At 67.8% G+C, this 25,953-nt stretch carries 18 protein-coding genes; 1 reads left to right on the top strand and 17 read right to left on the bottom strand.

Annotated features, from left to right (window positions below; all coding sequences use genetic code 11):
* Positions 1 to 60: 60 nt before the first annotated feature.
* The 13 genes from CA260_RS09585 to CA260_RS09525 form a co-directional block, all read right to left on the bottom strand.
* The gene (locus tag CA260_RS09585; protein ID WP_111982516.1) at positions 61 to 705 is read right to left on the bottom strand and encodes a dihydrofolate reductase family protein; all 645 of its coding nucleotides are present in this window, start codon (positions 703 to 705) and stop codon (positions 61 to 63) included.
* Between the two features lie 1,193 nt (positions 706 to 1,898).
* The gene (locus CA260_RS09580; RefSeq protein ID WP_111982514.1) at positions 1,899 to 2,474 is read right to left on the bottom strand and encodes a hypothetical protein; all 576 of its coding nucleotides are present in this window, start codon (positions 2,472 to 2,474) and stop codon (positions 1,899 to 1,901) included.
* A 66-nt stretch (positions 2,475 to 2,540) separates the two neighbouring features.
* Entirely contained in the window at positions 2,541 to 3,170 is a 630-nt protein-coding gene (locus tag CA260_RS09575; RefSeq protein WP_111982512.1) for a 2-hydroxychromene-2-carboxylate isomerase, read from the bottom strand.
* Between the two features lie 34 nt (positions 3,171 to 3,204).
* Complete coding sequence (locus CA260_RS09570; RefSeq protein WP_425479715.1) at positions 3,205 to 4,551, bottom strand: replication-associated recombination protein A; 1,347 nt, start codon at positions 4,549 to 4,551, stop codon at positions 3,205 to 3,207.
* A gap of 58 nt (positions 4,552 to 4,609) precedes the next feature.
* Positions 4,610 to 5,974, bottom strand: a complete 1,365-nt coding sequence (locus tag CA260_RS09565) for a DUF3999 family protein (RefSeq protein ID WP_111982508.1) — start codon at positions 5,972 to 5,974, stop codon at positions 4,610 to 4,612.
* Positions 5,964 to 8,672, bottom strand: a complete 2,709-nt coding sequence (locus tag CA260_RS09560) for a DUF2339 domain-containing protein (protein WP_111982506.1) — start codon at positions 8,670 to 8,672, stop codon at positions 5,964 to 5,966. Before CA260_RS09560 ends, CA260_RS09565 begins: the two co-directional genes overlap by 11 nt.
* Before the next feature lie 78 nt (positions 8,673 to 8,750).
* Complete coding sequence (locus CA260_RS09555) at positions 8,751 to 10,034, bottom strand: TolC family protein (RefSeq protein WP_172461768.1); 1,284 nt, start codon at positions 10,032 to 10,034, stop codon at positions 8,751 to 8,753.
* An 8-nt stretch (positions 10,035 to 10,042) separates the two neighbouring features.
* A complete protein-coding gene (locus CA260_RS09550) occupies positions 10,043 to 10,354 on the bottom strand; it encodes a DUF3240 family protein (RefSeq protein WP_111982502.1) in 312 nt (103 codons plus the stop codon).
* A 3-nt stretch (positions 10,355 to 10,357) separates the two neighbouring features.
* Positions 10,358 to 13,429, bottom strand: a complete 3,072-nt coding sequence (locus CA260_RS09545; RefSeq protein WP_111982500.1) for an efflux RND transporter permease subunit — start codon at positions 13,427 to 13,429, stop codon at positions 10,358 to 10,360.
* A gap of 1 nt (position 13,430) precedes the next feature.
* The gene (locus CA260_RS09540) at positions 13,431 to 14,459 is read right to left on the bottom strand and encodes an efflux RND transporter periplasmic adaptor subunit (RefSeq protein ID WP_111982498.1); all 1,029 of its coding nucleotides are present in this window, start codon (positions 14,457 to 14,459) and stop codon (positions 13,431 to 13,433) included.
* Between the two features lie 116 nt (positions 14,460 to 14,575).
* Positions 14,576 to 15,124 carry a cytochrome b gene (locus tag CA260_RS09535; protein ID WP_111982496.1) on the bottom strand — a complete coding sequence of 183 codons (549 nt, stop codon included), beginning with the start codon at positions 15,122 to 15,124 and terminating at the stop codon, positions 14,576 to 14,578.
* 146 nt (positions 15,125 to 15,270) lie between these two features.
* Positions 15,271 to 16,644 carry a histidine kinase dimerization/phospho-acceptor domain-containing protein gene (locus CA260_RS09530; protein WP_111982494.1) on the bottom strand — a complete coding sequence of 458 codons (1,374 nt, stop codon included), beginning with the start codon at positions 16,642 to 16,644 and terminating at the stop codon, positions 15,271 to 15,273.
* Positions 16,631 to 17,293: a response regulator transcription factor gene (locus tag CA260_RS09525; protein ID WP_111982492.1), complete on the bottom strand. Its 663-nt coding sequence runs from the start codon at positions 17,291 to 17,293 to the stop codon at positions 16,631 to 16,633. Before CA260_RS09525 ends, CA260_RS09530 begins: the two co-directional genes overlap by 14 nt.
* A 263-nt stretch (positions 17,294 to 17,556) precedes the next feature.
* Between CA260_RS09525 and CA260_RS09520 the strand changes: the two genes are divergently transcribed.
* Positions 17,557 to 20,610 carry a ligand-binding sensor domain-containing diguanylate cyclase gene (locus tag CA260_RS09520; protein ID WP_238149662.1) on the top strand — a complete coding sequence of 1,018 codons (3,054 nt, stop codon included), beginning with the start codon at positions 17,557 to 17,559 and terminating at the stop codon, positions 20,608 to 20,610.
* Between the two features lie 14 nt (positions 20,611 to 20,624).
* On the opposite strand, the gene CA260_RS09515 is transcribed toward CA260_RS09520, so the two are convergent.
* From CA260_RS09515 to ald, 4 genes are all read right to left on the bottom strand, one after another.
* Entirely contained in the window at positions 20,625 to 21,293 is a 669-nt protein-coding gene (locus CA260_RS09515) for a YoaK family protein (protein ID WP_111982488.1), read from the bottom strand.
* Between the two features lie 7 nt (positions 21,294 to 21,300).
* Positions 21,301 to 21,960, bottom strand: a complete 660-nt coding sequence (lolA, locus tag CA260_RS09510; RefSeq protein WP_111982486.1) for an outer membrane lipoprotein chaperone LolA — start codon at positions 21,958 to 21,960, stop codon at positions 21,301 to 21,303.
* A gap of 254 nt (positions 21,961 to 22,214) precedes the next feature.
* On the bottom strand, positions 22,215 to 24,545 hold the full coding sequence (locus tag CA260_RS09505) for a DNA translocase FtsK (protein WP_111982484.1): 2,331 nt from the start codon (positions 24,543 to 24,545) through the stop codon (positions 22,215 to 22,217).
* 89 nt (positions 24,546 to 24,634) lie between these two features.
* Entirely contained in the window at positions 24,635 to 25,699 is a 1,065-nt protein-coding gene (gene ald, locus CA260_RS09500; protein ID WP_038618750.1) for an alanine dehydrogenase, read from the bottom strand.
* Positions 25,700 to 25,953 lie beyond the last annotated feature (254 nt).

Genomic DNA, 25,953 nt, shown 5'->3' with positions numbered 1-25,953 from the left:
GGCCCACCCCGGCCGACCGCGGCGGGCTGGCGGCTGGCCTGCGGCCGTGCCCGGATGGCGCTAGGACTGTTTCGCGGGCCGGTAGACGTGCGCGACCACGCCCGAGCGAAAGACGGTTGTTGAGCGAAGCTCCAGATCCATCGGCGTGGCGACCTGGCTGAAAAGCGGGAGCCCTTTGCCCAGCACGACCGGGTGCACGACCAACCGGTATTCATCGATGAGCCCGGCCGCCGCGAGGCTTTGCGCGAAGTTGGCGCCGCCGTGGGCCAGGATGAAGTTGCCCGGCTGCTGCTTGAGCCGAAGGACCTCGGCCGCCAGGTCGCCATGAGCCACCTCGGCCTCGGCCCAGCTCTTGAGGCTGGCCGACTGCGCCGGTGTCTCGCCAGCCCCTTCCTGCGCCTGGGCGTCGCGCAGGGCGGCGGTGGTCTGGCCCGCATGGAGGTCGAGGGATTCCTGCCGCGTGAAAACGACCTTGGGTATTTCGTTCATGGGCGCGGCCATGGGGTGGTTTGCCGTTGGCCAAAAGCGCGCCATGTCGAAATATGTCCGGCTGCCCATGGCATGCAGCCCCGCCTGCCAAAGCGTTTCTTCCACCCAGCAGCGGCTGCCTTCGTCGCTGCTGCGGAACAGCCAGTCGATCTCACCGTTCGGCCCGGCCACGAAACCGTCGAGCGATATGGACATCTTCAGGATGAGTGGGCGCATCGGCGGGTTTCCTTGGTTGTGGTGCTTTCTCTATGGCGACGTTTGGGTGGCGAGGGTTTCGACATGGGCGGGGATTTTTTGCTGGCTAGCGGATGCGGGAGGCGGGCCGGGTTGAGTGCCTTGCGCGTGTCACGCATGCAGGGGCCGATGGAATGATGATGGAGACCGGGGCGAAAGGGTGTCGCGCACAGGGCGCGCTCCCACAAGTGAAGAGGTGGCTACCAGCGAGGGCGACTGAGGCGAAATGCGATCGCGCACTGGGTCGCTCCTACAAAAGAGCAGAGGCCACCATCAGAACAGAGCCCTCCATCTCCGCAACGCGATGTGCCGCGCAGCGGCACGAGCCGTCACGCCCCCCCCTGTGTGGCGGTGAGGGGTGGACGATCAGGCCCCGCAGGGGTGCCCGACAGGACGTCGGGCACTTTTCGTCCGGGCAGGAGCCCGGTCGAAAAGCCCGGCCGCCCCTCGCGGACTGGCTGGGCGCAGCCCGGACAGCGCCATGCGGGGCGCGGTTCTCTTTGGTTACTTTCTGACGCGAAGCTAATCCCTGTGGGACTTGGGCAAGCAAGAGAAAGTGACCCGGGCCGCGGCAGCGGTCCGGAAGCCCGCGGCAGGCGAGCCAGGTCGCGTGAGGCAACAACCGAAGACCGAGGCCCTCGATGACCAGCCTGCGGCTGTTGTGAAGCGTCTCCGGCCTACGAATGACGAGCAAGATGGAGACCGGGGCGAAAGGCGATCGCGCACTGGGTGCGCTCCTACAAGGGAGCGCCACGCAAAGAGAAAGTGATCAGGCCGCGCAAAGATCCGGAAGGCCGCCGCCCCACAGGGACTCCCTTCGGTCGGAGGCAGGCACGCCGGCGATAACGCGACAAACGAAGACAGGGGCTCTGGGCCCCGGCCTGCGCCGGAGCGACGAACGTAAGGACCGGGGCGAAAGGCGATCGCGCACTGGGTGCGCTCCTACAGGGGAGCGCCACGCAAAGAGAAAGTGATCAGGCCGCGCAGAGGTCTGGAAGGCCGCCGCCCCACAGGGACTCCCTTCGGTCGGAGGCAGGCACGCTGGCGATAACGCGACAGACGAAGACCGGGGCTCTAGGCCCCGGCCTGCGCCGGGGCGACGAACGCAAGGACCGAGGCGAAAGGCGGTCGCGCACTGGGTGCGCTCCTACAAGGGGGCTCTACGCCATGCAAGGTCAGGTAGTGCGGCTGTGGTTGCGTCCCAGCCACCACGCCATCACCGCCCCGGCTATCAGCCATCCCACCACCTGCTCGACCAGCGCAGCGAGCGTGAAGTTGGTGGGGAAGCGGTACCAGTTCCAGTACGGCACCAGGGTGCTGAGCCAGGCGAATACCGCGGCGGCCAGCGCGATACTCACCCGGGTGGAGAAACTGAACGCGGCCAGGCCCATCACGAAGGCCAAGGCCAGCGCGGACAGCGTGTCCGAAGCCCACTGGCGCGGCAGCTGGGCGCCCATGTCGGACAGGTCTTCGCCCTGCGGCAGATAGACCATGAAGGCGTACGGCGAGCCCTTGGACTTGGCCGAATAGGCGTCCATCGCGATCTTGTCGTGCATCCTGGCCGGGTCGATGGAAGGCAGGATGTAGACGCCTGCCTGGTTGCCAAGGCCCGGCTGCAGTGCGGCGAGCACGATGTCTTCGCTGACCGGCTGGCGGATACCCACATTGCCCAGACCCAGCGCCATGTGTGCGATGGCGCCCCACAGGAACATCACGATACCGCCCATCAGAGCTGCTACGAGTACCCGCATGACGGCGCTCCCCGCGTGAGTGTTGGCCCGGCCAATCTATGACCGTCGAGACGGCGGCCGCAAGTCTCAGGGCTGGCGCGCGGCCCCGATGGGCAGCGAGGCGACGCGCTGCATTTCCGGCTCGTTCCACAGCGAAGGGTCGCGCAGGCAGGCCATCGCGAACGCGTGGGCGTCGTCGCCCCAGAACAGTCGGCCGTCGAGCGAAAGCGTCGGTACGCCGAACACGCCCTCTTTCACGGCGGCATCGAAGTTCTCGCGCAGCTGGGCTTTGACGGCGGGGTCGGCAATGGCCTTGGCCGGATCATCGATGCCGAGCGCTTCCGCCACCGGCGCCAACGCGTCGATGTTGTCGCCTGCCCGGCCATGGCCCCAGATCCAGCTGAAGATGGCTTCGGTGGCGGCGACGGTGGTGCCCGCCGCGATGCACAGCCGCAACGCGGCCAGCGGATTGAACGGATGCGACGGCGGAAAGTGCAGCGGCACGCCCGCCTGTTGCGCGCGCCACAGCGTGTAGCGATAGGTGAACTCGCGCTTGGCCGGAATTTCGGCGGGGCCCTTCTGTCCGCACAGATCGAGGATGCCCGCGAACAGGATCGGGCGCAGCGTGACCGGTTGTTCCGCGGCCAGCGCCTTGATCTTGGGCCATTGCAGCCAGGCAAACGGCGAGACGAAGTCGTAGTACCAGACGATCGACATGGCGAATCCTCAAGCGCCGCGTGGGCAACGGGTTTTACTTCTTGCGTGCCTGGCTGCGGGCTTCGCGCAGGCTGAGCAGTTTCTCGCGCAGCTTCAGTTCCAGGCCGCGTTCGACCGGTTCGTAGAACGTCATGCCTTCGAGCGCATCTGGCAGGCATTGCTGGTCGAGCGCGATGCCGCCTTCGGCGTCGTGGTCGTACTGGTAGCCCTTGCCGTAGCCCAGGCCCTTCATCAGCTTGGTGGGCGCGTTGCGCAGGTGCATGGGCACTTCCAGCGTGCCGGTTTCGCGCACCACGGCGCGGGCCTGGTTGTAGGCCATGTAGGCGGCGTTGCTCTTGGGCGCGATGGCCAGCCAGATCGCCAGCTGCGCGAGGCCCAGCTCGCCCTCGGGGCTGCCGAGGCGTTCGTACGTGTCCCATGCATCCAGCGCCATGCGCCAGGCGCGCGGCTCGGCGAGGCCCACGTCTTCCACCGCCATCCGCGTCATGCGGCGCGCGAGGTACAGCGGATCGACGCCGCCGTCGAGCATGCGGGTCAGCCAGTACACCGCGGCATCGGGATCGGACGAACGCACCGATTTGTGCAGCGCCGAGATCTGGTCGTAGAACTGCTCGCCGCCCTTGTCGAAGCGGCGCGTGCGATCGGCCAGCACCTGGGTCAGCGTGGCCTCGTCGATGCGATGGTCTTCGGCCAGTTCCGAGGCGATCTCCAGCAGGGTCAGGCCGCGGCGCACGTCGCCGTCGGCGGCCTGCGCGATGAGGCGCAGTGAGTCGTCGGAAATCTCCAGCTGCAGCGTGCCGAGGCCGCGCTCGTTGTCTTCCAGCGCACGCCGCAGCGCCATCACGATGTCGTCCGGCGTTACCGCTTCCAGCACGTGCACGCGGCAGCGCGAGAGCAAGGCGGAGTTGAGTTCGAACGAGGGGTTTTCGGTAGTGGCGCCCACGAAGATGATCACGCCGCGCTCGATATGCGGCAGGAAGGCATCCTGCTGGGCCTTGTTGAAGCGATGCACCTCATCCACGAACAGCACGGTGCGCCGCCCCTGTGCGAAGTTCGCCTCCGCCTCGGCCAGCGCCTTGCGCACCTCGGGCAGGCCGGAGAGCACGGCCGAGATCGCGCGGAAATCGGCGTCGGCATAGCGCGCCACCAGCAAGGCCAGCGTGGTCTTGCCGCAACCCGGCGGGCCCCACAGGATCATGGAATGCACACGGCCGGCTTCCAGCGCTCGACGCAGCGCCTTGCCGGGCGCCAGCACGCGTTGCTGGCCCACGATTTCATCGAGCGTGCGCGGCCGCATGCGTTCGGCCAGGGGCTTGAGATCGTCGGGCTCGGCAAACAGGCCCGGCGCGTCGTACATATCGCTGCGTGACATGCCCTGCATGATAGGGCATCGGCGCGACGCGGACGCCGATTGCGCCCGCGCTCGCTTGGGGACCCGGTCAGGGGCCCGTGTCTTCCCGCCTGGCCTGTCGCAGCAGGCTCAGCGCCATGCCTGCAACCGCCAGCGCACCAACCACCAGCACGCCCCACAGCAGCGGTCGCGTCCAGTCGTAAGGCACCTTGGGCGCCTTGAGTGCTTCCGCGCCCACCTCGTCGACACGCGAACCGATCGTCGCCACCGGTGGCGCCCATTCCTCGCCGTACCTGGCGCGCAATCGATTCCAGGCTTCGGTCACCGGATACTCGCCGCGGCGCGACGCGTAACTGCCGGCCAGCAGGCGATACGGACCGCCGCCTTCGGCCATGAAGAAGTACTGCGGTGGCAGCCAGCCGACACTGAGTACCGGTGCGGCGGCCAGCGGCGTTTCGCTGTGCAGGCGCAGGTGCTGCAGATTGCGCGCTGCAAATGGGCTCTGTGCATCACCGTCCTTGCCGGCGGTGCGCACGAGGTCGAGCGTGGCGATATCGAACCATGCCGACGCACCCTCGCCTTGCGACCCTTGCAGGTGCACACGTGCAGCCGTATTCGCGGCCGGCAGCTGGACCTTCACCGCTTCCAACGGCAGCGAGGCAGGCAAGGTGTAGTCGTAATCGTTGCCGTTGCTTCCCGTATGGGTTGCCTGCAGCCACTGCAATTGGGACAGGCGATCGGCAATGGCATCGGTATAGCTGCCCGCGAGCTGGACGGACGGCACATGGTCGTCGCTCCAGTCCACGTCGCCGTCGATCAGGCGGATGCGGTAGTAGCGGCCGGCCATCGAACCGCTCAGCGGCAGCGACAACTGTTCGACCTGGTCGCTCTCGCCGTGCACGCGGGTGACGCCGATGTCGCCGGACAGTGGCATCCACTGGCGCAGGTCGTTGCTGGCGTCGACGGCCAGATGCGCCTGGAAATCCTGCTTCAGCGTGGAGGCGTCAAGTTCCAGGTGATCGAGCGTGACGGCGCGCCCCGCATCGACCAGCCACTGCCGCGGATGCTGCGGCGATGGGTTGTTCGGCGGCTGGCTGATCACGATACCGCCGCTGGTATTGCGTTCAATCTGCACGCCTTCGTGCGTGGCGGCATTGACCGGCACCGGCAGCAGTCGCGCGTCCAGCGAAAAGTCATGCCGCGGCGGCGGCGATGGCGGCAGTTCGCCGAATGGCACCGGGCGGTTCAGTGCATTCACCACCACGAGATCGTGCAGGCCGGCGGATGGATTGACCGAGGCGCAGACCTCCGGGCTGAGCACCACGCGGTAAGCCTCGGCGGCTTCCTTGGTATCGAGCGGAAACGCGTAGGCGTAATCGTTGTCCGTAGCGGCCCGCGCGACGGCGAACGGCAGGCACAGGGTCAACGCGACCCAGCGAACATCAAGGCGCATGCCTGGTCTCCTCCATGGACGAACGGCGCGGCGGTGCCGGCGCCAGGTAGCCGATCACGCTGCACAGCAGGCCAAAGGCGATGAACGAACCGATGCCGAACAGGTTTCCGAGATGGCGGCGATCGACCACGATCAGCTTGACCAGCACCACGCCGAGAATCACCGCACCGGCCAGCCACGCAAGGCGCTGCGCATGGCGCGAACCCCACACCCACGCGAACAGGCCGAGCACGCTCCACACCACGGTGAGCGACATCTGCGCGAGGCTGGAGCTGGCCAGCGAGCCATCCCAGTCAACGCCAGCGAGTTGATGCACGTCGCGAAGGGTGAAGTCGGTGGCGAGCACGAGCACGATCCCGCCAAGCACGGGGCCGCGCCACGCCTTCCACATCGACGGCAAAGCGGGATCGGTCAGCCATACGGCGTAGCTGCCCGCGATCAGCAGCATCAGCAACTCGATGGGATTGAGCAGCGGGATGAAACGCAGCGGTGCGGCGTCGCCACCCTGGAACAGCGCGACCACGCCGAGCAGCCCCAGCACCGCCAGCAGCGAGTAACGCAAGGGCGGCAACCATAGCGGCATGCAGTCGGCCAACGGCGCTGCCAGCAGGCGCGGACGCCACCGTGCGATCGCAAAGGCGAACAGCAACGGCGCGATGCCCAGCAGCATCACCCAGTTGTCGGACAGCCAGCGCGAGCGGTCCAGCCAGACGTACAGGACAACCGCGGCGATCAACACCCAGCGCCACAGCCACGCCAGCTGCGCCAGGGCCGCGGGCGTGCCGAAGTCGCGCAGGCAGACCAGACTGCGCCAACCAAGCACCGCCGCGGCGGCGACGGCAAGCAGGTCCCAGCTCTTCAAAGGCTGTTGCGACACGATACCGGCGCCAAGCAGCAACGGCAGCGTGATGGCCATCCCTACGGCCGGACTGAAGGACAGCACGACGCCCAGTTCGTGAAGCGGCTTGCGGCGCGCCGCTTCCGCGGCACCCCATGCCGTCAGTGCGAGCCAGCCCAGCCACGCGGCGAATTGCCAGGTGGCCGGCACGAAGCGGGTGATCTCTTCCGCGCACGCACCCCACCACCACAGCACGCCCCACGCATACAGCAGCACGGCGAGCAGGCGAGACACGGCGCCGTCGCCACCCAGACGCGCATAGACGCGACTGCTCGCGAAACCCGCCGCCACCAGCAACAAGGCGCTGATGAAACCGCGATTGAGCAGAGGCAGCCAATCGCCATGACCGTGGTGGTAGCGATCCAGCAACAGCGCGCCGGCCGCGAGCAGCTGCAGCGCAAGGCCGCTCCAGCACGCGAGCCGCCGCTGTTGGCGCAGGCCCAGCCAGATCAGCCCTGCACCTTCCAGCGCGAAGATGCTGCCGGTCACGTCCGCGCGCAGCGCCAGGGGCACCGCCAGCGTGGCGAAGGCCACGGCCAGCACCGCCCAGGTATCGCGCAGCAGGCGCATCGCCGGATGTCGACGCGCCACGTACGCAACCGCCAGATAGATGGCCGCGGCGACCAGCGTCGAGATGGCGAGCCCCGTGCCGTCCCAGCGCAACAGCGCACCCTGCAGCAACAGGCTGATCAGCGGGTTGCCGAACATCAGGCAGCCATCGATGACCAGCTTGCGATCCACCGGCGCACGCAACACGTGCAGCCAGGGGATGACGAGATAGAACAGGAAATTCAGCACGAGGAACGGTTCGGTGCTGGCGAACAGCGCGGGCTCGTAGCGCAGCACGCCCCAGGCCGAGCCGATGCCGAAGGTGGCGATGAAACCCAGCAGGTTCAGCACGCGCCACGAACGCTTCCACGCGATGCCGAGGATGGCGAGGTTGAGCACCGCGTAATAACTGAAGAGCGCGACGTGGCTGCCCTGCCCGGTCGACACCAGGATGGGCGCGGCGAAGCCCGCGAGCAGGCCCAGCACCGCCAGCGCCAGCGCATCCTGCATCACCGCCAGCACGCCGATGCCGGCCACCAGCACGATCAGCAAGGCGAATGCGGCGCCGGCAGGCAGCAGGTCGTAAAGGCGGAACGCGGCGAACACGGTGATGACCAGCACGCCGATGGCGCCGCCCTGCACCGACAGCGCAAAGACACGATGTTCATGACGCCTGCGCCATCCGAACGCCAGGCCTGCGATGGCCGCGAGGGCAATCAGGGATACCCGCAGCGCCGGCGGTGTATGCAGCAGCCCCGCATCCGAGGCGTACTTCAACAAGGCCGCGACGCCCGCGAACAGCACGAGCATGCCGATCTTCACCGGCACGTTGCCTTCGGTGAACCAGTGCCACACGCGCTGCAGCAGGCGATCCAGGCCGGATGGCTGGCGTGGCGCCGAAGGCTCGGGCCTTGGCGGCATCGGCGCCGGGCGCATGGCCGGAGCAGGCGTTTCGATGCGCGGCGGTGTCGACAGTACGGCAGGTGGAATGGCCGGCGGCTCGGGTTCGCGCAAGGTGTCGCGTGCTTCAGTCGCGGTCATCGACGGACGCTCGTCGGCCGGCGCGGGCCGCGTGCGGGCTGCGGTCGACAAGGAAGCGAGACGCGTGCGTACGTCCTTCAGCTCACGCGACAACTGGCCCTGGCGCCCCCACAGCAGGCCAAGCGCCGCGCCGAACACGAAGCCGTAGAGGCGCCCCTCCGAAACGAGGCCGCCCAGCACTGCACCGATAACCATCCATAGAAACATCATGACCTGTCCGTCCCCTGCCCGCCTGGGCTGTCATGGCGCCAGTGTGCCATGCCGGGCGAGGCGAAGCCGGGACGTTGATCATCCCCCGAGATCGGGCAGTGCCGGCATGCCGGACGCCGGCGTTTCGTCGCCATCGCCGTCATGGCGATGCCAGATGGCGTGCGCGTCGACCTGCACGCGCGTCACCGCCTCCAGTGCATCGATGGCGGCCTGGCGCTCGGCCAGCATTGTTTCCTGTTCGATACGACGTGCGGCCAGCAGTTCGGCGATACCGGCTTCGCCGAGCGCATAGGCGCGCGCCGCCTTCGCCGCGCTCGCACTCGCGGCCTGCAGCGCGTCGCGCTGGCTTTCCCAGATGGCATGGCTGGCCCGCGCAGAGGCCACCACCGTGCGCGCGCCCTGCTCGATATCACGCCGCGCGACCGCCAGATCCGCCTCGGCCGCCAGCGCGTCGGCGCCCGCCCTCGCGGCTTCGGCCTGTCGATAGCTGCCACCCAGCGGGATGCCCAGCACGACGCCGTAGGCGCGCTCGCGCCCACCGAGGTCGTTGAGCATGCGGATGCCAACGCTGGGATCGGGCACGCGATCGGCGCGTGCGCGGCGTGCCTCCGCATCCTTCTGGCGCGCCAGCGCTTCGCTCGCACCCACTTCATGGCTGCGCGCCACGATCTGTTTGACCCAGTTCTCGTCGTCGCCTTGCAACGCAGGCGGCGCATACGCGTTGCCCGCTTCGCGCCCGGGCAGCGGCAAGGTGGGAAACACGCTGCGCCACGCCAGCTCCGCCTGCGCCTGGGCCGACTGCGCGCGCATCAGGGACGCCTGCGCCTGGGCCAAGGCGGATTCGGTGGCGAGACGCTCGCGTTCGGCGGCATCGCCCAGCGCCACGCGTCGCGCCACCGCACCGCGATCGCGGCGGGCGATGTCGACGAGTTGCTGCATCTGCTCGCGCTCCACCCTCGCCCGCTGCCAGTCCGACCATGCGGCCAACAATCGCCGGGCAGCCGCGTGGTGCGCATCTTCCAGCAAAAGCTGCGCAGCCTGCCGCCCGCTGGCGCCGATCTCGCGATCCAGCCTGGCCTTGCCCGGCAGGCGGATCGAACGCGTCACGTCCAGCTCCCACTCGTTGTACGTGCGGTCGCCTTCCACGCGACGGCGCTGGGGAATCACGGTGACCTGTCCTTCGTAACTGCCGGACGCGCGCATGCGTGCCTGCGCATCGGCCATGCCCAGGTTGGCTTCGGCGCGACGCACCTCCGGCGTATGGCCGATGGCGCTCAACACCAGTTCGGCGGGAGGCAACATCGGATCGTCCGCGTCGGCGGCGTGCGCGACGGTGCAACCGGCCAACAGCAAAAACGCCATGCATCGCTTCATGCCCGCCGCCCCATCGTTTCCACCGGCTCGACCCACCACACCACTTCGCTCTGCGGCAGCACGTCGCAAAGCCGGGCCAGCACGCGGTCCACGGTCTCGGCGGGCAATACCAGCCACAGCAGCACGCGGTCGATGCGCCCTTGCACCCGCTCCACCACCCGGGCCCGCTCGAAGCCTTCGCCATGGCCGGCGACATGCGCCGTGGTGAAGCCGGGCAAGGCCGGATGCATCTCCAGCAAGACGGACACGAGGTCTTCTTCAAGCGCGCGCGGCGCCACCAGGGTCAATCGTTTGAGTTCGTTCGGCATGGCTTATCTCGTGGCGCAAAAGCGTCGGAACAGCACGGGCAGCAACAGCAGGGTCAGCGCGGTGGATGTCACCAGGCCGCCGATGACCACCACCGCCAGCGGACGCTGCACTTCGGAGCCGGGGCCGCTGGCGAACAACAGCGGCACCAGCCCGAGCGCGGTGATGGAGGCCGTCATCAGCACGGGGCGCAACCGGCGCAAGGCGCCTTCGCGCACGACCTGCGGCAGCGGCATGCCGGCTTCGCGCAACTGGTTGAAGAACGACACCAGCACCAGCCCGTTGAGCACGGCGATGCCGAGCAAGGCGATGAAGCCCACCGACGCGGGCACCGACAGGTACTGGCCAGACACCCACAACGCGACCACGCCACCGACGAGGGCGAAGGGAATGTTGCAGAGGATCAGCAAGGCCTCGCGCACGGCGCCGAAGGTGAAGAACAACACCAGGAAAATCATGCCCATCGCGGCCGGCACCACCAGCCCGAGCCGCGCCGCGGCACGCTGCTGGTTCTCGAACTGCCCGCCCCAGCTGACGCGATAACCCGAGGGCAGATGGACGTCGCGTTCCACCGTGGCGCGCGCTTCATCGACGAAACCGACCAGGTCGCGCCCGCTGACGTTCGCCTGCACCAGCGCGTAGCGCGAGGCGTTCTCGCGGCGCACCTGCACCGGACCGCTGGTCGCTTCAAGCTTGGCGAGATGTTCCAGCGGCACCTCGCCGCCGTCGCCGCGTGCGACGCTGATCTGGCCAAAGCGCTCCGGCGCGTTGGCGACACGTTCGTCGCCGCGCACGAGGATCGGCGTGCGGCGCTGCTGTTCGATCACCACGCCCGCCTGGCTTCCTTCGAGCTGGGCGCGGAGTTCGTCCTGCACGGCCGTGACATCCAGCCCGTAGCGACCGACCGCCTGGCGATCGACCTGAACGCCGAGATAGCGCATGCCTTCCTGCGTCTGCGCGAGCACGTCCTGGCTGCCGTGCGTGCGCTCCAGCACGCCGGCGATGCAATTGGCCAGTTCGTTGAGCACCTGCAGGTCGGGCCCGAACACCTTGATCGCCACGTCGCCGCGGCTGCCTGTGAGCATCTCCGAGACGCGCATCTGGATGGGCTGGGTGAAGCCGTATTCGACCTCGGGAAACGCGCTCATCACGTCGCGCAGCTGCTGTTCCAGCCATGCGCTGTCCGGGCCGCGCCACTGCTTGCGCGGCTTCAGCTGCAGGAACATGTCGGTTTCGTTGAGGCCCATCGGATCGAGGCCGAGCTCGTCCGAGCCGAGTCGCGCGACCACGTGCTCCACTTCCGGCAGCCGGGCCTTGATGGCGCGCTCGATCTTCAGGTCGAGGTCGCGCGATGTTTCCAGCGAGACCGACGCCGGCTTCACCAGTTGCACCAGCATGTCGCCTTCGTCCATGGTCGGCATGAAGGTCTTGCCGGTGCCGAGATAGGCCACCACGCCCACGCCGAGGCCGACGGTGGCGATCACCGCCATGGCGCGACCATGCGCGAGCGACCAGTCGAGCAGCGGGCGATAGCCACGTTCGAGCTGGCGCATCAGCCAAGGCTCGCGATGCGCGCCTTCACGCAGGATCAGCGAGCAAAGCACCGGGATCACGGTGAGCGACAGCAGCAGCGAGGTCGCCAGGGCAAACACGATGGTCAGCGCCACCGGCGCAAACAGCTTGCCTTCCAGCCCCTGCAGGCTCAGCAGCGGCGCGAACACCAGCACGATGATGACGATGCCCGCCGTGACCGGCACCGCGACTTCGCGCGCAGCCCGGTAGACGCAATGCAGGCGCGGCAGCGGCGCGACTTCGCCATGCTCCGGCGGCGACAGGCGGCTCACCGTGTTTTCCACCACTACCACGGCGGCATCGACCAGCATGCCGATGGCGATGGCGAGGCCGCCCAGGCTCATCAGGTTGGCGCTCATGCCGACCAGGTGCATCAACAGGAAGGTGCCGAGCGCAGCCAGCGGCAAGGTCACCGAGACCACCAGCGCCGCGCGCACGTCACCAAGGAACAGCAACAGCAGGATCACCACCAGCACGCTGGCTTCGACCAGGGCGCTCTGCACGGTGCCGACGGCGCGCTTGATCAGGCCGCTGCGGTCGTAGAAGGTTTCGATGCGCACGCCGGCAGGCAGGCCACGCTGCAGTTCGGCCAGCCGTGCACGCACGGCGGACACGGTTTGCGAGGCATCCGCGCCACGCAGGCCGACCACCAGCCCTTCCACGGCTTCGCCTTCGCCATCGCGGGTGACGGCGCCGTAACGCGTCAGCGCGCCGTAGCCGACCTTGGCGACATCGCCCACGCGGATCGGCACGTCGCCGCGCATGGTCACCACCACCTGCCGCAGATCATCCAGCGTGGCGATGGCGCCCGCGGCGCGCACGATCAGCGCATCGCCGCCGTCACGCAAACGGCCCGAGCCATCGTTGCGGTTGTTGCGTTCGATGGCATCGACGACGTCACGAAAATGCAGGCCCGCCGCAGACAGCCGCGAACGATCCGGCGTCACGAGAAAACTGCGGACTTCGCCGCCGAGTGCGTTGAGATCGGCGACGCCGGGAATCGTGCGCAGCGCGGGCCGGATGGTCCAGTCGAGCAGGCTGCGCCGCTCGGCGAGCGACAGATGCCCGCCTTCGATGGTGAACATGAACATGTCCGACAGCGGCGTGGACATCGGCGCGAGCCCGCCGCTCACGTCGCCTGGCAATGCATCCGATGCGCCCGCGTACCGCTCGGCGACCTGCTGGCGCGCCCAGTAGATGTCGGTGCCCTCCTGGAAATCGAGCGTGATATCGGCGATGGCGTACTTGGCGGTCGAGCGCAACATCACCGCGTTGGGCACGCCCAGCAGCTCCATTTCCAGCGGCACGACCACGCGGCTTTCCACTTCCTCCGGCGTCATGCCGGGCGCCTTGAGGATCAACTTGACCTGGGTGGGCGCGATGTTCGGATAGGCGTCGATCGGCAGGCGCAGGAAAGCCCATACGCCAGCCGCCGCCAGCCCCACGGCCACGACGAGCACCAGCAGCCGCTGCGCGAGCGAGAACGCGATGAGTCGCTGCAGCATGTCACGGCCCTTCCGTGGTCGTGCGCGCGTTCAGCGCATCGAGCGCGCCGGTGGCCACCTCGTCGCCCGGCTTGAGGCTGCCACGCACGATGCGTTGCGCATCGCCGTCGCGGGCAACGGGCGTCACCTCGACCGGCCGGAACCCCGCAGCGGACCGCACGAATACGCGAAGCGATTCGCCCTCTCCCATCACCGCCTGGTTTGGTACCGCAACGGCGTCGGAGCTTGCGGGCAACCAGAGTGTGGCGCTGGTCTGCATGCCGGGCAGCAGACCGCCGGCCTCGCCTTCGGCGCGCACCAGCACGGTCTGGCTGGCGGCGTCGAGCGCACCGCCGGTTTCGCTGACCCGCGCGACGGTACCTTCGCGGGTACGTACTTCCTGGCCACGACGAACCTGTGCCGCCTGCGACGCGGGCACGCGCAGTTCGAGCATCACGCGCTGGCCGGCCATCAACACGAAGCCCTTGGCGAGCGCGTCGTAGCTGCCGCCCGGCTGCAATGCACGCTCGACCACGCGACCATCGATCGGTGCGCGCAACTCGTAGACGCCCATGCCCGCGCCGGTGGCTGCAGGCGCCCAGGCGCGCGCCGCCTGCAGTTCGCGCACGCGCGCCGACGCCGCATCGCGCGAGGCAAGGCTGGCCTGCACCCGCGCCTGCGGCACGATGCCTTCCTTCAGCAGCTGCTGGTCGCGTTCCGCCTGCGCCGCGGCGACGCGATAGGCGCCCTGCGCCGATGCCAGCTCAGCGCCTAGCGTCATCGCCTCCCGGCTCTGCAGGCGCGCCAGGGCCTGGCCGCGCTTCACCGTATCGCCTTCGCGCACCAGCACGTCGAGCGCGATGCCGCCCAGGGGCGTGACCACCACCGCCGTTCCTTCCAGCGGAAGTTTGACGGTGACCGGCAACGGCTTCAGCGGCATGCGATCGACGCGGGCGACGCGCGCCGTCGATATCGCAGCCACCGGCTCGGCCGCCCAGGCCACCGTACCCAGCAGGGACGCCAGCCCGAAGCCGGCCAACCAACGACGCATGGAACTCTCCCAAGGCAACTCTTTGGCGAGTATCCGAAGCGCGAGCTTTGAAGCCGCTTAAGACGACCAGGCCATCGCCGCGGCAGCGCGTCGCAGGCGATGGCATCGCGCCATCGTCAACGGAAGCGGTTCCGCTCCGCGGGCAGCATGCGCAGCAGTGTGTCGTCGCGCTGCACGAGGTGATGGAACACCGCGGCGGCCACGTGGGCGATGGCGAGCCACATCAGCACATTGCCGACGGTCTCGTGCATGCCCTCCAGGGTGTGCGCGAGATCGGGATCGGGCACGGCGGACACCGGCAACGGCAGGCCCAGCAGGTTCCACGGCTTGCCGGCCACGAACATCATCGATACGCCAAGCAGCGGCACCGCGAAAGCGAGCAGGTACAGCGCGAGATGTACGAGCTTGCCCAGCGCGGCCTGCCAACGCGGCGGCTCGGGCGTGATCGGCGGCGCGGCATGGCGCAGGCGGACCAGCAGGCGAGGCACCATCAACAGCAGCACGGCGATGCCGAACTGCATGTGGCCCCATTTGACCGCGGTACGCGCGGTCGAGCCCTTCGGGAACCAGCCCTTGGTTTCGATCAACACGAGGGCGAAGACGATGAACCAGGCGATCGCCCAATGAAGGCGACGCATCCATGGCGTGTAACGGGCAGCAGACATGATGACATCTCTCACAATGGCACGGGGCAAGGTCATCGAGACATGCCCGATGCCCAGCCAACGGCCAGCTTCGGATGCGAAGCTTTGGTTCTGCTTAAACTCGGGATCACATCAAGCGACTGCGACGGCGCGGTCGTGACACGGCATCAGGCCGAGATCGATTCGATATCCGGCAACGGGCCCAGCGTGGCCCACAACACACCTTCGCGCAGCTCGAAGCGCAACCCGGTGGAAAGCACGGCAGCCAGCGTGCCGGCCAGCGCCAGGCCCAGGCCGCCATGCCGCGTGGCCTCGCGCGCCGGCGACTTGCGCCAGAAACGCTGGCCGAAATGCGGCAGGTCCGCTTCCGTGAGCTCGGGCGCGGTATTGCCGATACGCAACAACCATTGCCCCTGCGACTTGGCCAGGGACACCTCGATGCGGCTGCCGACCGCGGCGTACTCGCGTGCATTGACCATGAGGTTGTCGAGGACGCGCTCCAGCAAGGCGGGATCGGACTGCACCCAGGCCTCCGCGGGCAAGGCCGCGTCGAGCCGTGCATCCGCTCCCATCGACCGGCGCAGCAAGGGCACCAGGTCCATCGGCTCCAGCTCCGGTTGCGCCAGGCCCGACTCGTAGCTGGAGACCGCCAGCAGGCTGTCGATGCAACGTTGCATGCGGTCGATCGCGGCGTTGGCGTTGTCCAGCGACATCGATCGCGCGGGGTCGCGTTGCGCCACTTCGAGCGCGGCGCGCATTTCGGCCAGCGGCGTGCGCAATTCGTGGGCCACGTCGCGTGAAAAGCGCCGTTCGCGCTCCATGCCTTCGTGCAGGCGATCGAAGGCGCCGTTGAGTGCTTCGGCGAAAGGCGTCAGCTCGCGCGGCAGCTGCTTCTGCGGCAGATGCGGGGTTTCATCCGGCGTACGCGCCGCCTCGCCGAATGCCAGCAGTGGTCGCAGGCCACGTCGCACCGTGATGATGGCAAGCAGTGCCGCCGACAGCGCGGTGGCGAGCACGCCCACCAACAGCGCCACATGCACGCTGCGCTCGAAACGGTCGACATGCTCACGCTCCTCGGCCACCGCCAGCGTGGCCGGCGTGCTCGTACCGGGGAACAACAGGCGCAAGGCCACGGCGCGGCCGCGATGATCGTCGGGCAAGGCGAGGTCGTAGAACAGCGGCTCGTTGGCTTTCACGCCCGACGGCAACTCGAGACGGCCCGCCGCGTTGCTGCCGGACACCACCAGGGTGCGGCCCTCGGCATCCCACACCTGCAGGTACTCCGTGTGACCACCGCCGGCGTAGGCGGGATGCAGGGTCTGCAGGCGGGCCATCGCCACATCGGTGGGCGGCGTTTCCAGCAGCGCCGCGATACCGCGCGCGCGCTGCAGCAGATCGTCGTCGAGCCGCTGGTAGATCTTGCGGTCGATGCTGTAGTCGAGCGATACGAACATGAGCGCCATCAGCAGGCTCAGGCCGACGCACAGCGTGAGCAGCAGGCGACCGTGGATGGATCGGAGCAGCCAGTTACGCCACGACATAGCCGAATCCACGCCTCGTCTCGATCAGCTCGGGCAAGCCGGCGCGCGCCAGCTTGGCACGCAGCGTGCTCACCAGCACTTCGATCACCTTGTCGGACGCTTCGCTGCGCGCGTCGTACAGCCGCTCGAACAGCTCGCCCCGCGCCAGCACGGTGCCGCGCTGCACGAGCAGGGCCTCCAGCAACGCATATTCCTTGGGCGTCAACGCCAGCACCTGGCCGTTGACGCGCGCCAGGCGGGCGCGTGAGTCCACCTCCAGCGCGTCAGCGCGAAGCAAGGGTTGCTGCGCTTGCCCGCGCCGCGAAACGGCAAGCACGCGCGCGAGCAGTTCATCGTAGGCAAAAGGCTTCACCAGGTAGTCGTCGGCACCCAGGTTGAGCGCCTGTACGCGGTCGGCCACCTGGTCGCGCGCGGAAAGCACCAGCACGCCCGGGCTGCCTTCGCCCTGGCGGATCCGCTGCAGCACCGACCAGCCATCCACCTTGGGCAGCATCAGGTCGAGCACCACCACGTCATACGCATAGGAGGCCACGAACGCGAGCGCCTGGGCGCCATCGACGGCGAGGTCGACCGCATGGCCATCGCGGGTCAGCGCAATGCGCAAGTCCGGCCCCAGCGTGGGCGAATCCTCGACGATCAACAGCCGCATGGGAACGATCGCCCGAACGACACGACGCCAGCCTGGGAAACACTCGATACGCAGGCGTCCGGAGCGACGCAACGTTGTAACACCGGTCGTGCAGTCATCCGTCGATCATAGGGCATATCGGGAAATCGCCTTCCAGCCGCTATCATGCGATCGACGCCCAGGGCGTTTTCTGCGGGGATATCGGTGGGGCGAAGGCCATGGCGATACAAGCGAGCTGCCGTCCCGGACCACGCGCCCGCATGCGGCAGGTGCTTGCCGCGCGCATGTCCCCGTCGCCAATGGCCACGCCGCTGAGCCGGCTCCTCCGCTGCTGCTGGCTGCTCCTGCTGTTCGCAGGACTATCGCCCCGCGCGCATGCCGCCGAGGATCCGTGGTCGCCGTTCGACATGCCCTGGTTCGACCGGGTCGGTGTCAACGATGGGCTGCCGCATTCGCTGACGACGGCGCTCGCGCAGGACCAGCGCGGGCTCGTATGGATCGGCACGCAGAGCGGCCTGGTGCGATACGACGGCTACCGCATGCAGGTGTTCACCGCGACTGGCGGCCCCAAGGCCGATCTTCCGGACACCTACGTGCGCGCCCTGCTGGCCCTGCCGGATGGCGGGCTGCTGGTGGCCACGAACTCGGGTGGATTGAGCCGCTTCGATCCCCTGCGCAACGCTTTCCACACGTACCCGGTCGGCAAGGGCGGCACCAGTTCGCGCAAGATCTATGCGCTCGCGCGCGACGGCAACGACGGTGTGTGGATCGCGGGCGAGCGCGGCCTGGACCATCTCGACCTGCGCACCAACCAGATCGTCGTCGTACCCACCGGGGCCGACACATCGCCGCGCAACTTCAGCATCCTGCAAGATCGCGCGGGCAATCTGTGGCTGGGCAACAACAACGGCCTGTTCGTCAGGCGGCGCGGCACGCACGCGTTCGAACGCGCGCCACGCCCCTCGGGCAACGCCGCCGTGGACGCCGTGCTCGACGATGGCATCTGGGCGCTGGACGAGGACCGCACCGGGCGCCTGTGGGTGGGCAGCACGAAGGCCGGCGCCGTCTATCGCGATGCCGACGAGCACTGGCATCCGGTCGTGGGCTTCAGCGGGTTGCAGCCGAATCGCGAACGACGCGCCACGGTGCGTGACTTCGTCGAAGTGGATCCGGACACGCTGTGGCTGGCCACCGACGGCAACGGCGTGCTGGCCTATACGCCCAGCGACGGGACGCTGCGCGCGATCACCCACGACACCGCCATGCCCTCCTCCCTGCCCGGCGACGCCGTGCGCGCGCTCATGCGCGATCGCTCGGGCAACATCTGGGCCGCCACCGACCTGGGCGTCGCACGCAGCAACGCCGGCGCGCGCAAGGCCTTCACCCTGCTGCCCTCCACGCACGACGGGCGCGCGCTCGCCAGCTCGAACGTGCGCACCATCTTCGTCGATTCGCGCCGACGCATCTGGCTCGGCATGAATGCGGGAAACATCGACGTCATCGACCTCGATCACGGCATGATCCGCCACCTTCACCTGGACGGTGACCAGACGCGGCGCGACGTGCAGGCTTTCGCCGAAGCACATGACGGGGCGATCTGGGTCGGCACGCAGGGCTTGGCGCGAGTGGACCCGGCGACGTTCCAGATCCAGAGTTCGGTCGTGCCGGCGCTGGAGGCTTCGCCGGTCCTGCACCTGATGCCCGATGGCGAGCGCCTGCTGGTGGCCACCTATGACGGGGTCTACCGCTACGACCTGCGCACGCGCGCCCTGACCCACTTCGGCAACGACCCCAACGACCCGCGCAGCCTTGCCAGCGACACCGTGCGACTGATCACGCGAGTCGGCAGCCAGGTCTGGTACGTGACCGGCCGCGGCATCAGCATCGCGGCCAATGGCGCGCAGGATCGCAACTTCGAGAACCTGCTCAATCGCCCCGACGACCCGACCAGCCTGCCCAACAACCTCGCCAGCTCGGTCACCACCGATCCGCAGGGCAATCGCTGGATCGGCACGTACGGCGGCCTCGCCATGCTGGAGCCGCACACGGGCGGCGAGCCCTATCGCTTCCGGCGCTTCGACACCAGCAACGGACTGACCAGCGACAACATCAACGCCGCACTGTCCGACGACCAGGGCAACCTGTGGGTCAGCCTGCCGAACGGCATCTCGATGATCGACGGCAACACCCATGCCGTGCACAACCTGGGCGCGCGCGACGGCCTGCATGTCGCCAGCTATGTATACGCCGCCGCGGCGCGCGCACCCGACGGCGAACTGCTGTTCGGCGGTTTGGGCGGACTGACCATATTGCGGCCGGACTGGCAGCCGCCCGAATCCACCGATGCGCCGCTCGCGGTCACGCAGGCGGCGATCAATGGCAACCCGCTTCCGTTCGGACGGCTGCCGCGTCCCGGCGAATCGTTCCATCTCACCGCGCACAACCGCAGCCTGCGCGTGGACTTCGCGCTGCTCGATTTCCAGGCGACCGCAGACACGACCTACAGCTATCGCCTCGACGGGCTGGACGAAGACTGGATCACCATCCCCCGCGGCAGCCAGCCCACGGCCATCTATACCAATCTTCCGCACGGCGACTATGTGCTGCGGCTGCGCGCGCAGACCCATGGCATGCAGCCGCGCGTGATCGAAAGCGCGCTGGCGGTCGGCATCGAGCCGCGCTGGTACGAAACCATCGCCGCCCTGGTCGGCTTCGGCGCGCTGCTGCTCGCGCTGCTCTACCTGGTGACCCAGCTGCGCACGCTGTACCTGCGCCGCCAGGCGCAGCAGCTGCAGCAACAGGTGGATCTGCGCACGCAGGATCTGCTGATCGCCAACCAGCGGCTGGACGAGCTGGCCAGCACCGATTCGCTGACCGGCGCATTGAACCGTCGACGCTTCTTCGAACTCGCCGAGGAAGTGAGAAAGGAGTCGCGCGAAGGCGAAGCCTGCATCGCGCTGCTCGATCTCGATGGCTTCAAGGCCATCAACGATACGTATGGCCATCTGGTGGGCGACGCGGTGATCCACCATGTGGCCCACGCGATGCGCATGCAGTGCCGCGGTGTCGACCTGGTCGGGCGCTATGGCGGCGAGGAGCTGGTGATCTGCCTGCCCAACACCGGATTGACGCAGGGCATGGTCATCGCCGAATGCATCCGCGGCAGCATCGCCGGCGCCCCGTTCGAGCACGAGGGCGAGGCCATTGTCGTCACCATCAGCATCGGCGTGGCGGCTTACCAGGAAGGCGAATCGCTCTCGCAGTGGCTGTCGCGTGCGGACAGTGCGCTCTACCGGGCGAAGCACGACGGGCGCAACCGCTCCAGGGCCGCGGAATAAGCGCTCGCGCGCGCTCAGCCCTCGCGCATCATGCGATGGCGATAGATCGTGTAGCCCAATCCCACCGTGCCGGTGACGGCAGCGGGCACCAGCAGCACGCGCTCCTGCCACAGGGCGAATCCCAGCGCACCTGCCGCGGCGCCGGCGATGAAATGACTGGCCACCAGCAGACACACCTGGATGCGCAAGCGATCCACTTCCAGCCCTCGCAGGCGCTGGCCCACGTAGATGCCCAGGTCGGTGAAGATGCCCGAGAGATGCGTGGTGCGGAACGTGGCGCCGCTATACGTGCTGACCATGGCGTTCTGCAGCCCGCAGGCCATCGAGGCGAGATACAGTCCAAGGTCGCTGGCGTTGTGCAGCAGCGGGGCCGCCACGAACAGCAGCGCCGATTCGATCATCAGCACCACACCGTAGCGCCGCCCAAGTTGCAACGTGCGCTGCTGCACGATGAAACCGCTCAGCACCGCGCCCAGCAGGAACGCGCCGATGGTGAAACCCCAGTGCAGGATCTCGCCAGCATCCAGGTTCGCCATCGCGATGCCCAGCTCGGTGCTGGTGCCCGTCAGATGCGTGATCGGCTGGTGCCGGAAACACAGGTAGCCGACGGTGTTGATGCTGCCGGCGATGAATGCCAGCAGCCCACCGCCCATCCAGGCCCAGCGCGGCAGCTGGCGCAACATGGCCCGGTCAGTTCTTGATCGGCTGGGTCTGGATGACCGGCAGGTCGCCGATCACATCGGCGCCCGGCGGCGGCACGAAGTTGAAGGTGGACGCAGGGACATCCACGTTGCGCTGCCAGCCCGAGAAGCGGATGTCCGTCGTCGCACCCAGCTGGTCTCGGAACATCATGCGCGCGAGGCCATTGGCGTCGAAGCCGAGGTCGGCGTAGTCGAATTGCGGGTCCTTGGCCTTGGAGGTGAGCCGCAGCCACACCAGGCCATCATGCTCGCCCTGCTCCACCGCGTTGAAGTCCTTGTCCATCTGCTTCACGTCGGTGAGCACGGTCAGCGGGCTGTGCGATTCCTCGGCGCTCTGCACGCGAACCGTCACCTGCTCCAGATCCGGGTCGTACAGCCATACGCGGCTGCCATCGGCCACGATGGTCTGCTTCGAAGGCGTCAGCGTCTCCCAACGAAACTGGCGCGGCGCCTGCAGCGCCAGCGTGCCGGCGCTGGGCTTGCCGGGATGGCCGTTGGCATCGGTCATGGTCTGGGAGAACTTGCCGGTCAGCGAATGCAGGCCGTTGGCAAAGGCGTCGAGCCGGGTGCGCGCCGGACCGGCGGCGTGGGCGAAGCTGCCCAGCGCGAAGGCGAAGGTGGCGGCAACGAGAAGAAGCGAGCGTTTCATAGGTGCCCTGGAGGGTAGGCGGATGGGCGAATTCTGGAGAGTGAAAGCTTAACGGCAAATCGCACGGTTCTCTGAGCCGTCATTCCGGCGCAGGCCGGAGGCGCTTTACAACGGCGAAGCCGGTCATCCAGTTGCCGCAAGGCGGGTTTGTCGCGAAAGGCAGCCGCGCCGTCTTTGGGCGAAGACCCGGCAACATCGCGACTGGATTCCGGCCTGCGCCGGAATGACAGTCAAGAGCGGCGGTGTCTCTCCGGTCAATGCTTCGGCGGAGGCGGTGCCAGCACTTCGCGGTTGCCGTTGTGCTGCGGCGCGCTCACCACGCCGTCCTGCTCCATCTGCTCGATGAGGCGGGCGGCGCGGTTGTAGCCGATGCGCAGGTGGCGCTGCACGCCGGAGATCGAGGCGCGGCGCGTCTCGGTGACGATGCGCACGGCCTTGTCGTACAGCTGCGCGTCGGCGTCGCCGCCTTCCTCGCCGTCCTGCGGCAGGCCGGAGTCGTTGATGAACTTGCCGTCGCTGGTGGCCTGAACCTCTTCCAGCACGCCTTCGATGTATTGCGGCGAGCCCTGCGCCTTCAGCCAGTTCACCACGTTGTGCACCTCGTGGTCGTCCACGAAGGCGCCGTGCACGCGGTCCGGCGTGGCCGTACCCGGCGGCAGGTAGAGCATGTCGCCGTGACCGAGCAGCGTTTCCGCGCCCGACTGGTCGAGGATCGTGCGCGAGTCGATCTTGGACGACACCTGGAACGCGATGCGCGTGGGGATGTTGGCCTTGATCAGGCCGGTGATCACGTCGACCGATGGACGCTGCGTGGCGAGGATCAGGTGCACGCCGGCGGCACGCGCCTTCTGCGCGAGGCGGGCGATCAGTTCTTCGACCTTCTTGCCGACGATCATCATCATGTCGGCGAACTCGTCGATGATGATCACGATGTGGTACAGCGGCTCCAGCGGTTCGGCCGCCAGGTTCGGCATCTCGGGGTTCGGACGGAACAGCGGGTCCAGCAGCGGCTGGCCGGCGTTCTCGGCTTCCTTCACCTTCTTGTTGAAGCCGGCGAGGTTACGCACGCCCACCGCCGCCATCAGCTTGTAGCGGCGCTCCATCTCGGCGACGCACCAGTTCAGCGCGTTGGCCGCTTGCTTCATGTCGGTCACGACCGGCGCGAGCAGGTGCGGGATGCCTTCGTAGACCGAAAGCTCCAGCATCTTCGGGTCGATCATGATCATGCGCACGTCTTTCGGGCTGCTCTTGTAGAGCAGGCTCAGCACCATGGCGTTGACCGCCACGGACTTGCCCGAACCGGTGGTACCGGCCACCAGCAGGTGCGGCATCTTTGCCAGATCGGCCACCGACGGACGACCGGCAATGTCCTTGCCCAGCGCCAGCGCGAGCGGCGACTTCATCTGGTCGTACTTCTCCGAACGCAGGATCTCGGAGAGATAGACGATCTGCTTCTTGGCGTTGGGGATTTCCAGGCCGATCACGTTCTTGCCCGGAATCACGTCGACCACGCGCACGCTGACCACGGAAAGGCCGCGCGCGATGTCCTTGTCGAGGCTGGACACCTGCGAACCGCGCACGCCCGCGGCCGGCTCCAGCTCGAAGCGGGTGATGACCGGGCCCGGATAGACGCCGACCACCTTCGCCTCGATGCGGAAATCCTTGAGCTTGAGCTCGACCTGGCGCGACAGCACTTCGAGCGTCTCCTCGGAATAGCCAGGGCCTTGCGGCGGCGCCTCATCCAGCAGCGACAGCGGCGGCAGCTCGCCCGGCACCGAGGCGCCGGTGAACAGCGGGATCTGCGTTTCCAGCTTCGCGCGCTCGCTTTTGACCACCGGCGGCGGTGGCGTCTCGATGCGCACCGGCTCGCGCTTGGCCTGCTTCACGGCCTCGGTCTTCTTGACCACCTCGCGCTCGGCGCGCGCCTGCCGGGCGGCCAGCACTTCCGGCGCCTCGCGCAGCTTGCCGCCGAACCAGCCGGCAAGCTTGAGCACGCCCTGCCCGGTCAGGTCCATCACCTTGAACCAGGAAAGGCCGGTGGCCAGCGTCACCGCCACCAGGAACAGCGCGAGCAGCAGCAGCGGCGCGCCCTTGTCGCCCAGCGCGCTCAGCAGGCCGCGACCGACCCACATGCCGATGATGCCGCCCACGCCCTGGGGCAGCACCGGCTCGTCATTGAAATTGAGATAGAGCAGCGCCGGCGCGGTGATGAAGAAGAACACCGAACCGATCAGGCGCAGCGAAGGCTCCCACGGCTGCACGGTGCGCTCGCCGCGATGGCGCAGCACCTGCACGCCGAGGAACAGCAGCAGCAGCGGGAAGCAATAGGACACCACACCGAAGATGTAGCGGAGCACGTTGGCGATGTTGGCGCCGATGGAGCCGCCGAAGTTGCGGGCGTGCTCGACCGTGCCGACATGGCCCCAGCTCGGATCCTGGTCGTTGTAGCTGAACAGGCAGACCAGCAGATACAGCGCCAGCGGCAACAAAAGCAGCGCACCGGCCTCGCGCAGGCGGCGCTTCAGCTCTTCGCTGAGCCCCTCGCGCTGCTTCTTTTCCTTCTTGACGTTCGCGCTACGCGGCACCGTGGTCCTTTTCCTATGATCTGTCATAAGGCCGGCCGCCTCGAAGGCGGCCGGCCCTTGTTACATCCGTCGAAACGGCAGGCTAGACCTTAGATCATGCCCTTGAGCGCCGGATGAACCAGCTCGCCGTTCTCGACGTTGATGCCCCCGCGCAGCGGTTCGAACTGGCGCCATTCGTTGCCGGCGGCCAGACGCTGCACGTACGGCAGGATAGCGGCAGAAATCGCCACCGACGAGGTCTGCGGAACGGCACCCGGCATATTCGTGACGCAGAAGTGGGTCACGCCGTGCACGTCGTAGGTCGGTTCCTTCCAGGTGGTCGGACGCGAGGTCTCGAAGCAGCCACCCTGGTCGATGGAGATGTCCACCAGCACGCTGCCCTTTTCCATGGTCTTGACCATGGCTTCGGTGACCACGCGCGGCGCCTTGGCGCTCGGGATCAGCACGGCGCCGACCACGAGGTCGGCCGTGGCGACTTCTTCGGCCACCGAAGACTCGTAGGCGTACAGCGCGGTGACGTTCGGGCCCATCGCCATCATCTCGGCGAGGCGGTCATGACGCTTGTCGAACACCACGACGTTGGCGCCAGCAGCGGCGGCCAGCGCGGCGGCATTGCCACCGGCAGCGCCCGCGCCCAGCACGACGACCTTGCCGCGCGGGGTGGAGGCCATGCCGCCCAGCAGCTTGCCCTTGCCGCCCTGCGGACGATGCAGCAGCGTCGTGCCGATCTGGGTGGCGATGCGGCCGGCGATCACCGACATCGGCAGCAGCAGCGGCAGGCCGCCGTTTTCTTCCACCGACTCGAACGCCACGCCGGTCAGGCCGATCTCGAGCAGGCGCTTGGTCAGCTCCGGCTCGGCGGCCAGGTGCAGGTAGCAGAACAGCAGGTGGTGCTTCTTGAGCAGGGCGAGGTCGCCGGCGACCGGCTCCTTCACCTTCACGATCAACTCGCCGGCTTCGTACAGGGCGGCAGCGTCCGGCACGAGCTTCACGCCGACCTTGGCGTAGGCCTCGTCCGAGAAGCCGCTCTTCTCGCCGGCGCCGGACTGGATGAAGACTTCATGGCCACGGCGCACCAGGTCGGCGGCAGCGGCGGGAATAAGGGCGACACGACCCTCGAGGGTCTTGGTTTCGGACGGAATACCGATACGCATGGGGAGTGGATCCTGTGGAAAAGCTTCAAGTGGCAACGACGCCCCGCCGTGACATGGCCGGGCAAACCTGTCCAGCAGCCTTGAATCGGCCCCGCGTCTTCCCCATCCTTGCGGGTTCGGACGCCTCGTTCCGTCACCTGCGATACGGCCTGAAGAAACCGTTGCAAGGGATGGAGCGAAAGACTGTTCAAGTCGCCAGCAAACCGAAGGATTATAACCATGACGGGCAGGTCGTTTTCACATTCCCGCTACGC

The sequence above is a fragment of the Dyella jiangningensis genome (genome assembly GCF_003264855.1).
Lineage (GTDB): Bacteria > Pseudomonadota > Gammaproteobacteria > Xanthomonadales > Rhodanobacteraceae > Dyella > Dyella jiangningensis_C.
The sequence above is the reverse complement of the archived record's forward strand: the minus strand, read 5'-3'. Positions and strand labels throughout refer to the sequence as shown.